The organism is Posidoniimonas polymericola (genome assembly GCF_007859935.1).
GTDB lineage: Bacteria > Planctomycetota > Planctomycetia > Pirellulales > Lacipirellulaceae > Posidoniimonas > Posidoniimonas polymericola.
This window is the reverse complement of record NZ_SJPO01000003.1, coordinates 459,275-471,390: the sequence shown is the minus strand read 5'-3', so window position 1 is coordinate 471,390 and position 12,116 is coordinate 459,275. Positions and strand designations below refer to the sequence as shown.

Annotated in this window: 11 protein-coding genes; 9 read left to right on the top strand and 2 right to left on the bottom strand. The window is 66.9% G+C overall.

Annotated elements, in window-relative coordinates; genetic code table 11:
* The first annotated feature begins 70 nt into the window (after nucleotides 1-70).
* The 3 genes from hisC (at nucleotide 71) to Pla123a_RS08640 (ending at nucleotide 2,963) form a co-directional block, all read left to right on the top strand.
* On the top strand, nucleotides 71-1,126 hold the full coding sequence (gene hisC, locus Pla123a_RS08650; RefSeq protein ID WP_146585894.1) for a histidinol-phosphate transaminase: 1,056 nt from the start codon (nucleotides 71-73) through the stop codon (nucleotides 1,124-1,126).
* A gap of 138 nt (nucleotides 1,127-1,264) precedes the next feature.
* On the top strand, nucleotides 1,265-2,503 hold the full coding sequence (locus Pla123a_RS08645; RefSeq protein WP_146585892.1) for a hypothetical protein: 1,239 nt from the start codon (nucleotides 1,265-1,267) through the stop codon (nucleotides 2,501-2,503).
* Between the two features lie 100 nt (nucleotides 2,504-2,603).
* A complete protein-coding gene (locus Pla123a_RS08640; RefSeq protein WP_146585890.1) occupies nucleotides 2,604-2,963 on the top strand; it encodes a hypothetical protein in 360 nt (119 codons plus the stop codon).
* 16 nt (nucleotides 2,964-2,979) lie between these two features.
* On the opposite strand, the gene Pla123a_RS08635 is transcribed toward Pla123a_RS08640, so the two are convergent.
* Both Pla123a_RS08635 and Pla123a_RS08630 read right to left on the bottom strand, forming a co-directional pair.
* Nucleotides 2,980-3,552 carry a DNA-3-methyladenine glycosylase I gene (locus tag Pla123a_RS08635; RefSeq protein WP_146585887.1) on the bottom strand — a complete coding sequence of 191 codons (573 nt, stop codon included), beginning with the start codon at nucleotides 3,550-3,552 and terminating at the stop codon, nucleotides 2,980-2,982.
* Nucleotides 3,553-3,557: 5 nt separating this feature from the next.
* The gene (locus Pla123a_RS08630; RefSeq protein ID WP_197527804.1) at nucleotides 3,558-4,142 is read right to left on the bottom strand and encodes a Uma2 family endonuclease; all 585 of its coding nucleotides are present in this window, start codon (nucleotides 4,140-4,142) and stop codon (nucleotides 3,558-3,560) included.
* An 87-nt stretch (nucleotides 4,143-4,229) separates the two neighbouring features.
* Between Pla123a_RS08630 and mnmG the strand changes: the two genes are divergently transcribed.
* The 6 genes from mnmG to Pla123a_RS08600 all read left to right on the top strand — a co-directional run bounded on the left by mnmG (nucleotide 4,230) and on the right by Pla123a_RS08600 (nucleotide 12,044).
* Nucleotides 4,230-6,113, top strand: coding sequence for a tRNA uridine-5-carboxymethylaminomethyl(34) synthesis enzyme MnmG (mnmG, locus tag Pla123a_RS08625; protein ID WP_146585883.1), 1,884 nt, complete (start codon nucleotides 4,230-4,232; stop codon nucleotides 6,111-6,113).
* Between the two features lie 494 nt (nucleotides 6,114-6,607).
* Nucleotides 6,608-7,189 (top strand): response regulator, encoded by a 582-nt coding sequence (locus Pla123a_RS08620; protein WP_146585882.1) that lies wholly within the window; start codon nucleotides 6,608-6,610, stop codon nucleotides 7,187-7,189.
* Nucleotides 7,190-7,372: 183 nt separating this feature from the next.
* A complete protein-coding gene (locus Pla123a_RS08615; RefSeq protein WP_197527803.1) occupies nucleotides 7,373-8,146 on the top strand; it encodes a sensor histidine kinase in 774 nt (257 codons plus the stop codon).
* Between the two features lie 21 nt (nucleotides 8,147-8,167).
* Nucleotides 8,168-8,893, top strand: coding sequence for a hypothetical protein (locus tag Pla123a_RS08610; RefSeq protein WP_146585878.1), 726 nt, complete (start codon nucleotides 8,168-8,170; stop codon nucleotides 8,891-8,893).
* Between the two features lie 192 nt (nucleotides 8,894-9,085).
* Nucleotides 9,086-10,999 (top strand): metallophosphoesterase, encoded by a 1,914-nt coding sequence (locus Pla123a_RS08605; protein ID WP_197527802.1) that lies wholly within the window; start codon nucleotides 9,086-9,088, stop codon nucleotides 10,997-10,999.
* A gap of 94 nt (nucleotides 11,000-11,093) precedes the next feature.
* Entirely contained in the window at nucleotides 11,094-12,044 is a 951-nt protein-coding gene (locus Pla123a_RS08600; protein WP_146585873.1) for a sugar phosphate isomerase/epimerase family protein, read from the top strand.
* The last annotated feature ends 72 nt before the right edge of the window (nucleotides 12,045-12,116 follow it).

Genomic DNA, 12,116 nt, shown 5'->3' with positions numbered 1-12,116 from the left:
AACGAGCCCGACTTTTGTCCCTATAAATCGATGTGCGAATAGGGGACAAAAGTCGCGTCCCCCCAAGACCATGAACTACGCCCGACCCGACATTCAAGCGATGACCGGCTACACCCCAGGCGAGCAGCCCAAGGGGACCAAGGTCATCAAGCTCAACACCAACGAGAACCCGTACCCGGCCTCGCCCAAGGTTACCGAGGCGATCACCCGCGCCGCGCAGGCCGGGCTGCAGAAGTACCCCGACGCGTCGGGCACGGCGTTCCGGATGCGCGCCGGCGATGTGCTGGGGGTCGACCCCGACTGGATCCTGTGCGGCAACGGCAGCGACGACATCCTGACCATCGCCACGCGGACCTTCGTCGGCGAGAACGACGCCGTCCGCTACGCCACGCCGAGCTACGTGCTGTACAAGACCCTGGCCGAGATCCAGGGCGCCGTGCAGGACGTCGTGCGGTACGAGCGGGACTGGACGCTCGGCTACGAGTTTGTCGCGCCGGCCGAGCGGCTGAAGCTGGCCTACCTGGCCAACCCCAACAGCCCGTCCGGCACGGTGCTGCAGCCGGGCGAGGTGGCCGCCATCGCCGACGCCCTCCCCTGCCCGCTGCTGGTCGACGAGGCCTACGTCGACTTCGCCGACTCTAACTGCCTGGACCTGGTGCGGACCAACGAGCGGGTGATGGTCAGCCGCACGCTTTCCAAGAGCTACGCGCTGGCCGGCCTGCGGTTCGGCTACGTGGTCGCTCAACCCGCGATCATCGAGCAGATGGCAAAGGTCAAGGACAGCTACAACTGTGACGCGCTTGCGATCGCCGGCGCGACGGCCGCCATCGACGACCAGGCGTGGCTCGTGGAAAACGTGGCCAAGGTGCGGGCGACCCGCGGCCGGCTGGCGGCGGCGCTCGGCGAGCTCGGCTTCGCGGTCACCGACTCGCAGGCCAACTTCGTGTGGGCCGTCCACCCGACGCTGTCCCACGAGGAGCTGTACCTCGACCTCAAGTCGCAGGGCGTGCTGGTGCGGTACATGCGCTACGACCACTGGGGCGACGGCCTGCGGGTGAGCGTCGGGGCCGACGAGCAGATCGACGCGCTGCTGGCGCTGCTAGCGCCGCTGGTGCGGGGGCGTTAAACTGCAACGGTCACGGGCTCTGTCCCACAGACGCGGGTTTGTCTGCCATCGCGTGACGCGTACGACCGATTAATCCCGCAGAGTACGAACATCTGCGCGGCCAGGGACCGGCCCGCTCGCAAGCCCAGGGATCGGGATATGCCTCGACGACTCGCCAGGATCGCCGCCGTTGGATTCATGCTGCTGGCGGCGGCGCCCACCGAACAAGCGTCCGCCGACCAGGCGGGCATGGTGCAGTACAGCCTCAGCTCGCCCTCGGGGTCCGGCAGCACGTCGTACCCGGGCGGCGACTTCGCCGCCCAGATGGCCGCCGCCCACGGCGACCCGAGCGTCGGGGCGTGCGACTGGGGCTGGGGAGCGGGGGGGTCGCCCTACCGCACCGGGCCCGGCCACTGCGACACCTTCAAGGTCGGTCCGCGGTGGACCAGCAAGTTCGACGGCGTGTTCCTGTTCCGCGACAACATCGACCTCAACACGCTGGCGACCGGCGCCACGGCCGGCGGCATCGCGATCGACCCGGCGGCCGCCGGGACCGTTAGCGAGAACATGCGGGAGGGCATCGGAGCCCGGCTGATGGTCTCGAGCTACTGGCCGCAGTGCAGGGGCTACGAGCTGCAGGTAGGCTACCTGGGCGTGTTCAACTGGCAGGCGAACGCGTTCGACCCGAACGTGCCGTTCCCCGGCCCGCTGCCCGCGGCGCCGGGCTTCGAGTCGCAGAAGTCGCTGAGCTACCGGTCGTCGCTGAACTCGGTCGAGCTGAACGCCCAAACGGTCAACGACGGCGCGATTAAGCTGTTCGGCGGCGGGCGGTTCATCCTGCTGTCCGAGCGGGTGAGTGACTACCTAGACAACACCGCGCAGCCGCCTCAGATCCCGCCGAACGCGGCGGACGGCGTGATCGGCGACCCGGCGCTCGACATCACCGACGTCCTCCGCGGCGTGGCGGTCGACAACCACCTGATCGGCCTGCAGACCGGCATGCGGGCGGACTTCTTCACGCTGGGCGACCGGTTCCACGTGGAGGGCTTCGTGAACGGCGGCGCCTACTTCAACTACATCAAGCGAGACTCCGGCTACACTGAAACCCGCAGCCGCCTGGCCCTCGACGACCCGTCGACCTTGGTGGACGAGTCGCAGTTCTCGAGCAACTCTTCCCGCACCGGCTACAGCTCGGACCGCATGCGGGTCGCGTTCGTCGGCGAGGCGCTGCTCGGCGGCGTCTACCAGGTGAACCGCTGCACAACCGCCCGACTCGGCTACCAGGTGCTGTACCTGACCGGCGTCGAAATGGGCGACGAGGCCTTCATCGGCGCCGACCCAACCAGCAGCGACCTGCTGATGCACGGCTGGTTCGCGGGGGTCGAGTACAAGCGGTAGCTCTCGCTAGAGTCGCGGCATTTCAGTGGAATTGCGGCCAAGCACAGGAGTAGAATACGGCAGCCGGTGGATTGCCAATCTCCCTCAGCAGGCAGCGCGTATGCAGCCCTCATCTCGCACCCCAGAAGGCGACGACAACACCTGCGGCGTGTGCGGGAAAGAACTGCGCATCGAGGCGTCCCGGCCGCCGGGCGACGCCACTTGTCCGCACTGCGGATCGCTTGTTTGGTTTTCAGAAGAAGGCGCCGCGGCGATCGCCTCGGCATCTAGGGCCGCCAGGTGGTGGCACCGTGCCCAGGTCGCCATGGGCGCCGAGAACTGGGACGCCGCCGAGCGTGCGCTGCGGAAGGCGGCTCAAGCCGATCCGAAGAACGACGACTTCGCGAGGGCGCTCGAACACGTGCGGCAGCAACTCCAGTCGCTACGACCGCCCCACCGGCGAAAACGCCGACAGGTGTGAGCGTAGAAAGTCCCGTCTAGCTCAGCCCCTTCACGACCTTGTGCCGCGGGCAGCTCACCAGGTGATCGTTCACCATGCCGGCTGCCTGCATGAACGCGTAGCAGGTGGTCGGGCCGAGGAAGCGGAAGCCGCGGCGTTTGAGCTCCTTGCTCATCGCGGTGGAAATCGGCGTGTGTTCGGGCGCCTCGGCGATGGACTTCAGCCGGTTCTGGATCGGCCGGCCGTCGACGAACGACCACAGGTAGTCACACAGCGAGCCCTCGGCGTCCTGCAGGTCGAGCACCGCCCGGGCGTTGCCCACCGTCGACTCGATCTTGCCGCGGTGGCGGATGATGGCCGGGTCGGCCAGCAGCTTCTCCACCCGCTTGTCGGTGAAGCGGGCGACCTTGGCCGGGTCGAAGCCGGCGAAGCAGCGGCGGTAGCCCTCGCGTTTGGCGAGCACGGTGCTCCAGCTCAGCCCCGCCTGGGCGCCCTCGAGGGTGAGCATCTCGAACGCCAAGTGGTCGTCGCCACGGATCGGCACGCCCCACTCCTGGTCGTGGTAGAGGCGGTCGAGGTCCGAGACTTCGGCCCAGGGGCAGCGTGGCATCGGCGCTATTTGGTCTTGGAAGGAAAAAGCTGCATGACCGGCATCTCCAAAGAGGGAAACGCTAGGGGCTTCAGGCTCTCCCCAGATTTGAGCAGCGTAACATCCTGGTACCTGCCCGCGATAGGACGACGACAAACCTCGACACACTGTTGCTCGGCAAGAACGATCCAGTACTCATCTACGTCGGCCTCGGCGTAGATTGCCGCATTCTCGCGATCGAGCTTCTCCGACGAGATCGCGATCTCGATAACCAACGAAGCCGTCGAGGGGTGCTGGGTGCGGTAGTCATCATCGCTACCGACGACAACCGAAACGTCCGGCTCAGGCTCTGAGTCTTTCAGCGTCAACGGCTGGTCCAACCGTACCGTCCACCCCGATTCGATCGCGCCGTGCAACCACTTGGCGAGGAACTGCAGCAGCCAGCCATGCAAAGGAGATTTGCTCATCTTGTCTAGCACCACTCCGCGGATCAGTTCGGTCTTCTCCTCGATCAGACCCTCCTCTGCCGCTCGGCGGTACTGCTCGACCGTCATGCGGTGGCAGAGCGCCCGGACGTCGGGGATGTCGAGTATGTTGGAGACGATGGACATGGCGGCTGGGGACCAGCGGGGTAAGATAGTGGGTCCGTTCATTCTAGCACCGATTGCCCCGGCGGGCTAAACGCCACCCGATTCTCCGTGAAAACGACATCCCAATACCACTACGACGTGCTAGTCATCGGCGCCGGCCACGCGGGGACCGAGGCCGCGCTGGCCGCCGCGCGGATCGGCGCCCGCACGGCGCTGCTCACCACCAACCTCGACACGGTTGGCCAGATGAGCTGCAACCCGGCGATTGGCGGCGTGGGCAAGGGCCAGATCGTCCGCGAGATCGACGCCCTCGGCGGCGCCATGGGCCGCGCAATCGACGCCGCGGGCATCCAGTTCCGGATGCTCAACCTCCGCAAGGGCCCGGCGATGCACAGCCCCCGCGCCCAAGCCGACAAGAAGGCGTACCAGGCAGAGGTCAAGCGTGTCGTCGAGGAGCAGCCGAACCTCTGCCTGCGGCAAGAGGTCGTCGAGGACCTACTGGTCGCCACGCCGCAGGGACCGCGGCCCGCTGGTGAGACTGCTTCAGACCGCGGCACGCCCGGCACAATCGCCGGCGTGCTGGTCAAGGGCAACGCGCAATACCTGGCGCCGACCGTCATCCTGACGACCGGCACCTTCCTGCAGGCGATCATGCACACCGGCGAGGCCCAGACCGCCGGCGGCCGGGCGGGCGAAGGGACCACCGCCGGCATCAGCGGCGCGCTCCGCCGCCTCGGCTTCCAGCTCGAGCGGTTCAAGACCGGCACCCCGCCGCGCATCAACGGCCGCACGATCGAATACTCCCGGTGCGAGCTGCAGCCCGGCGACGACCCGCCGCGTGGCTTCTCCTTCCTGACCGACCGCCTGCCAGAGCCGCAGCTCCCCTGCCACATCACCTACACCAACGAGCCGGTGCACGAGCTGATCCGGGCCAACCTGCACCGTGCGCCGATGTACAGCGGGCAGATCGACAGCACCGGCCCGCGGTACTGCCCGTCAATCGAAGATAAGATCGTGCGGTTCGCAGAGAAGACGCAGCACCAGCTGTTCCTCGAGCCCGAGGGCCGCCACACGCAAGAGGTCTACGTCAACGGCGTCAGCACCAGCCTGCCACGCGACGTGCAGGACGCGATGTTCCGACTGATCCCGGGCTGCGAGCAGGCCCAGATCATGCGGTACGGCTACGCCGTAGAGTACGACTACGCCCCGCCCGAGCAGCTCAAGCCGACGCTCGAGACCAAGCGGGTCGCCGGGCTGTACTTCGCCGGGCAGATCAACGGCACCACCGGCTACGAGGAGGCCGGCGCCCAGGGCCTGATCGCCGGCGCCAACGCCGCGCTGGCGGTCGCCGACCGCGAGCCGCTGGTCCTGCCGCGCGACCAGGCGTACATCGGCGTGCTGATCGACGACCTCGTGACCCGCGGAGTGGACGAGCCGTACCGGATGTTCACCAGCCGCGCCGAGTACCGGCTGCTGCTCCGCCAGGACAACGCCGACCGCCGGCTTACTCCGCTGGGCCATCAGGTCGGCCTAGTCGACGCCCAGCGCGTCGACCGCCTGCGTGTCAAGATGGATGAGGTTGATCGGATAGCGAAGCTGCTGGCCGACTCACGCAGCGAAGGGGTTTCGCTCGAGCAGCTGCTCAAGCGACCAGAGATCGGCTGGGACGAGATCGTCGAGCGCTCGCCCGTCCTAGCCAACGCCGGCCCCGAAGCGGCCGAACAGGCGTTGTTCGACACCAAGTACGCGGGCTACATCAGCCGGCAGAGGACCGAGGTCGACCGGCAACGCCGGCTGGCAGGCAAGCGCATCCCCGATGGCTACGACTACAGCCGGCTAACGCAGCTGCGCGCCGAGGCGCGCGAGAAGCTCACGTCCATCCGCCCCACGAACATCGACCAGGCGAGCCGCATCCGCGGCATCACGCCCACGGACATCACGCTGCTGATGGCGCACCTAGAGGCGAGTAGGAAACCCTCGCAGACACGGTAGGTTAGTTGCTTTCGGCAGCGTCGCAGCGGGGTGTCCAGCCAGACGATCGCCGCGGCCCCACCGCCGGGCTAAATCGTCAGTGGCGTTTTCCGGCAATCACAAAGCCAATAATGAGAAAGACTTACGTCAACGACATCGATATTGACTGACTCCCCTAGCCCGTTATAATTCGCTCACCTCTGGCAATTCAGGCAACCGGGGAAGGCATGGTTGATCATGCCGTTTGCAAAGCCTCGTAGAATTCCGTAGGTCAAGGGCATTAAGCCCATGAGTTTCCCTTTCGGGGTTTGGTCCCTTTAGGGTATTGGGGCGTGTACCGCTCCAGATCGGGGTGGCGCGTGACCTTACGGTCGTCGCACCGCCCGACCGCCAACAACCTGATTGTCAGCCCGCTCGACCACGACAAGGTCGACTCCGGCGCGCCAAGGTCGTCTCCGGCGGCGGCGAGGCACGGACTGTCACACCATTCACTAGGGAGAGGAGTGGTTAAGCGAATGAAAACCGTCTTTACAACGGGCGAAGCCGCCAAGATCTGCAAGGTGAGTCAGCAGACAATTATCCGTTGCTTCGACTCGGGGCAGCTCAAGGGCTTCCGCGTGCCCGGCAGCCGTTTTCGCCGGATCCCCCGGGATCAGCTATACACCTTCATGCGGGACAACGGGATCCCTACCGACGCCCTCGACAGCGGCAAACGCAAGCTGCTGATCGTTGACGACGACGAGGACCTGGTGGACCTGCTGGTCGACCATTTCCAGCGCGACGGGCGGTTTGACGTCCGCAGCGTGAACAACGGCTTCGGAGCCGGCATGCAGATCAAGGAGTTCCGCCCCGACTTGGTGGTGCTCGACATCATGCTGCCGGACATCAACGGCCTTGAAGTCTGCCAACTCGTACGCGGCGACAAGAGCATGGACGACGTGCGGATCATCTGCATCTCGGGCATGGTCGAGGAGGACAAGATCCAGAAGCTGCGTGACGCCGGCGCCAACGACTTCATGAAGAAGCCGTTCGATGTCGACGCGCTGACCACCCGGGTCTGCCAGCTGCTGGACGTCGAGACCGCCGCTTCGAGCTAACCCAGACTCGCGAGCCGTCAGCCGTGTGGCGTGTGGCTTGCGAGCAAAGCAGTCTCGAGGCGGCGTTGTATCCGATGCACCCCGCTCGAGTCGTGACCAAGCGACCTGTCGTCCCCCTTCCCCGCCCTCGACGTTGCGGCGGAGCCCCGGGGCGTTCGGGACGCACACAGCCGGATGCTGCGCGTGGACGAAGCAGAACAACAGCGTCGTGACGCGCCGGCGGTAGCGCCGTCCCCACACGCGGCATTCGACAACGACGAGTTCCGCCGCGCCGTCGAGCACGCCAAGCTCGACGCGATGAAGGAGCTCGCCTACGGCGCCAGCCACGAGATCAACAACCCGCTGGCCAACATCGCCGCCCGCGCGCAGACCATGCTCCGCACCGAGCGGGACGAGTCGAACCGGCGGATGCTGACCGCGATCCACCGTCAGGCGATGCGGGCCCACGAGATGATCTCGGACTTGATGCTCTTCGCCCGCCCGCCGCGGATGCATAAGGAGCCGCTCGACCTGGTCGGGCTGCTCTCGCGCGTGGTCGAGGAGGTCCGCCCGCTGGCCGAGGAGCGCGGGATTTTGGTGGAGCAGACGGACCCGGACACCGAGGTCGATGCGGTCGCCGACCCGGTGCAGCTGGAGGTCGCGGTCGCGGCCCTGCTGACCAACAGCATCGAGGCGTTGGACGCCGGCGGCGAGGTGGCCGCCGCGGCGCGGCGGATCGATGACCTGTGGGTGATAGTGGAGGTCTCGGACAACGGGCCCGGCGTCCCGCCGGCGGTGCGGGAGCACATGTTCGACCCGTTCTACAGCGGCCGTGAAGCGGGACGCGGGCTCGGCTTCGGGCTCTCGAAGTGCTGGCGGATCATCACCGAGCACGGCGGCCGGATCGACGTCGACAGCGGCCCTGGCCGCGGCGCCCGGTTCACCCTGTGGCTCCCATCGAACTCCACCGACCAATAGCACGCCGGCTCTGTTACTGCCATGGCCCAACCGGCGGAACCACTCGGCCCCGACCGCGTCACGGTCGCTATTGTCGCCGAGAGCGCGGCGATCGCGGACCGCGTGGCCGACCGCCTTACCACCCGGCGACGGGTCGACAGCGGATCGCTGTCGGTGGTGGTTGGCGACCTCCGCGGGGTCGTTGTCGCGGTGGCGACGCCAAAGAGTCCGGCTTCCGACTGGGGCCAGGTGGTGCGGTCGCTGCGAGCGGCTCACCGGCCGGCGGTCCTGATCGCTGCCGGCCTCGTGACGCCCAACGAAGAAGGCCAGCCTGCGGCCGGCCCGGTGCGCTTCGCCGCCGCTGTCGATCGCGACCGCATCTGCTACCGCCTTCCCACCGACACCGCCGACCAGGTGTGGGTGGTCGCTCACCCGCAGACTCAAACCAACCAGGCCGACGCGCGAGCCGATTGGCCCGCCGCAATCGCCGCCGTGTGCGCCGAGTTCGACCTGCCGCTCGCGATGTTCGCGGCGGTCGACACGGCCGGGTCCGCCGGCGCAGAGTGGCGGAGCCTCACCCGGCAGCCGTCTGCGGCGGGCAAGCTCGGCGCTGCGCTGGCGGGCGTTTGGAGGCGGCCGGCGTTCGCCAAGGAAGCCGCGACACGGTTCGCCCAACGCTGGAAGCAGCTCGACCAGCTGGTCGATCGGATCGAACAGTTCGCCGGCGCTGCGCAGGGCCGCGTGCCCGGCGCACCGCGTCGCGACTAGCGTGGACGCGGCCTCGATTCGCGGCATTGCGCACAACGCTTCGCCCTCATGCGCACGCGTCGCGCATTTCTCCAAATCTTTGCGCAGCGCCCCACACACTCCGTTATCTTGAGGTCCCCTGCCCGCATCGACTTCCCCCAACTGGCCCTTTCCTGCAGGGTCTTTCCTCCAGGCCCTCTCCACAGGCACGTCATGCCCCGCACCGCAATCCTGCTCTGGCTGCTCCTGATCGCCGTCTGCCCCATTTTGTCCGCGCACCCAGGCCCCGACCACCAGCACGACGAACCGTCGTCCGAGGCGCAGCCGCGGCTCCCCAAGGCAATGGCCCTGCCGGAGCTGTCCGGTCCGACGCCGTGGTCCGACAAACCGGTGCTCGATGACCCCGAGCGGTTCCAGATCGCGATCATGACCGACCGCACCGGCGGGCACCGGCCCGGCATCTGGATGGACGCGGTCAACAAGCTCAACATGCTGCGGCCCCAGTTCGTAATGTCGGTCGGCGACCTGATCGAGGGCTACTCGCAGAACCGCGAGCAGGTCGAGGGCGAGTGGGACGAGTTCCTCGGCTTCATCGACCAGATGCAGATGAAGTTCTTCTTCGTCGCCGGCAACCACGACCTCACTAACCCGATGATGCACGAGCTGTGGCGCAAGCACTTCGGCGCCGAGTGGTACTCGTTCGACTACCAGCGGGTCCACTTTGTCTGCCTCTCGAGCGAGGACCCGGTCGACAAGATCGGCGACGAGCAAATCGCCTGGCTGAGCAAGGATCTTGAGGAGCACCGCGACGCTAAGTGGACGCTGGTGTTCCTGCACAAGCCGCTGTGGATCTACGCCGAGCGGGACCTGCGGGCCGGCAACCCGGACAGCACCAACTGGAAGCAGGCGGAGCAGCTGCTGGTCGACCGGCCGCACACCATCTTCGCCGGCCACGTTCACCACTACGTCGAGTACCAGCGCAACGAGCAGAAGTACTACTCGCTCGCCACGACCGGCGGTGGGTCGATGCTGCGGGGCAACGAGTACGGCGAGTTCGATCACGTCATGTGGCTCACCATGGAGCCGGACGGGCCGCACCTGGTCAACCTGCGGCTCGACGGCATCCTTGAGCCCGGGGTGGTGAACGAGAAGGGAATCAATCGCTTCAACCGGTTCCTGGAGAGGACCACGGTGGCGATCGATCCGATCTTGATTGAGTCGCAGGGCGATGGGTTCTCCGAGGGCGAAGTGGTGCTGAAGGTCGCCAATGAATTCAACGAGCCAATCACTGTGAAGGGCGAGATCGACGGCCTGCCGCTCCGTGGCCTGACGGTCGACCCGCTCACGATCGACCTCGAGGTCGCCCCCAACGACGCGGTCGAGCAGCGGATCCGCATCCGGTTCGCCGAGCAGGTCGACTTCTCCTCGCTGTCGCGGACCACGCTGACCGCAACCGTGCGGTCCAGCGGCGACAACCCGCTGCTGACCGAGCGGACCTCGCCGGTGGTGATCGACCGCCGCTTCGAGCTACCCGGCTTGGCCGAGCTCCCCGCCATCGACGGCCAAGTCGAAGCGTGGCCGGAGACCTCCGAGCAGACCGCCGACAAGCCCTTGGTGCTCGAGGCGCCGCTCGCGTGGCAGGGCCCGAACGACGCCTCCGCTAAGTTCTTCGCCCGGCACGTCGGCGACCGGGTGTACGTCGCCGTTCAGGTGAAGGACGACCGCGTGCTGGCCGCCGGCGACCGGGTCGAGCTGCTGATCGACCCCCGCGGACTGGCCGCGCGGGTCCAGGACCCCAGCTACATGCGCACCGGCTTGTCGATCAGCGCCTACGCCCCGACCGCCGGCGGTGAGACCCGGGTCGACGCGCACCGCCTGAACCACCTGCGGCCGTACAACGGCGTCGATGCGGCCGCCTCGCTGACCGACGACGGCTACGTGGTTGAGTTCTCCATCCCGGTTCGGTTGTTCAAGGAAATCCAGGGCAAGACCTGGGAGAGCGTGCAGGGGAACCTCGTCATCCACGACGCCGACGACGAGGGCGAGACGCCCGCCCAGGTGCTGTGGCGGGGCAGCGACCGCGTCCGCGAGATCAACACCGGCTTCGGCCAGTTCGTCAAAGAGTAGGCCGCGGTTTTTGAGTTCGCCGGTTGATTGCCGTACACTGAGGTCAGTCAACCGCACGACTCTCGACCATGACGCCCTCTCCCGGACCTTCCCAATGACACTCAACCGTCGCAACTTCGCGAGGACCGCCGCCTGCGCCGCCCTCGCCCCCGCCGCTCTGGCCGCCGCCGAACCTCAGGCTTCCTCCAAGCCTCAAGATTCTGGCGGCCGCCGGGGCAACCCGATCGCGGTCTCGACCTACTCGTTCTGGCGGTTCAAGGACGACTCGAAGCTCTCCATCCAGCAGTGCATCGACGAGGCCGCCCGGATGGGTTTCGACTCGGTCGAGATCCTGCACATCCAGATGGAGAGCGAGGACCCCGGCTACCTGCAGCGGCTCAAGCAGCAGGCGTTCATTAACGGTTTGTCCCTGTGTGGGCTGAGCACCCACCAGGGCTTCGTTTCTCCCGACGCGGCGGTGCGGCAGAAGAACATCGACCACACCATCCACACCATCGAGCTCGCCTACCAGCTCGGCATCCCCACAATGCGGGTCAACACCGGCCGCTGGGGCACCAGCGGAAGCTTCGACGACCTGATGGCCAACCGCGGCATCGAGCCCAGCCTGCCCGGCTACTCCGACGACGACGCCTTCGCGTGGGTGATTGATTCGTTCGAGAAGTGCCTGCCCGCCGCCGAGAAGTGCGGCGTCACGCTCGGCCTCGAGAACCACTGGGGTCTCAGCCGCACCCCCGAGGGCGTCCTCAAGATTGTTGACGCGATTGACTCCCCCTGGCTGCAGTGCACCCTCGACACGGGCAACTTCCTCGAAGACCCGTACGACAAGCTGGAACTAATGGCGCCCAAGACGGTGTTCGTGCAGGCCAAGACCTACTACGGCGGCGGGCTGTGGTACTCGCTCGACCTCGACTACGACCGCATCGCCGCGATGCTCCGCCAGCACGACTACCGCGGCTTCGTCTCGCTCGAGTTCGAGGGCGAAGAGAGCTACAAGACCGCCATCCCGAAGAGCCTCGCCCTGCTCCGCAACGCCCTCAACGGTTAGCGTCGCGGGCCTTCTCTCCGTTCGATAATCAACCGGGCCGGGGGAGCGTTCCCCCGGCCCGGTTCGTTCTTT

What these genes read in the sequence shown, in the direction of transcription:
- Pla123a_RS08610 (WP_146585878.1), top strand. Translation starts at nt 8,168, where the DNA reads ATGGCCCAACCGGCGGAACCACTCGGCCCCGACCGCGTCACGGTCGCT.
- Pla123a_RS08600 (WP_146585873.1), top strand. Translation starts at nt 11,094, where the DNA reads ATGACACTCAACCGTCGCAACTTCGCGAGGACCGCCGCCTGCGCCGCC.
- Pla123a_RS08630 (WP_197527804.1), bottom strand. Translation starts at nt 4,142, where the DNA reads ATGTCCATCGTCTCCAACATACTCGACATCCCCGACGTCCGGGCGCTC.
- Pla123a_RS08605 (WP_197527802.1), top strand. Translation starts at nt 9,086, where the DNA reads ATGCCCCGCACCGCAATCCTGCTCTGGCTGCTCCTGATCGCCGTCTGC.
- Pla123a_RS08635 (WP_146585887.1), bottom strand. Translation starts at nt 3,552, where the DNA reads ATGCCACGCTGCCCCTGGGCCGAAGTCTCGGACCTCGACCGCCTCTAC.
- Pla123a_RS08640 (WP_146585890.1), top strand. Translation starts at nt 2,604, where the DNA reads ATGCAGCCCTCATCTCGCACCCCAGAAGGCGACGACAACACCTGCGGC.
- Pla123a_RS08620 (WP_146585882.1), top strand. Translation starts at nt 6,608, where the DNA reads ATGAAAACCGTCTTTACAACGGGCGAAGCCGCCAAGATCTGCAAGGTG.
- hisC (WP_146585894.1), top strand. Translation starts at nt 71, where the DNA reads ATGAACTACGCCCGACCCGACATTCAAGCGATGACCGGCTACACCCCA.
- Pla123a_RS08645 (WP_146585892.1), top strand. Translation starts at nt 1,265, where the DNA reads ATGCCTCGACGACTCGCCAGGATCGCCGCCGTTGGATTCATGCTGCTG.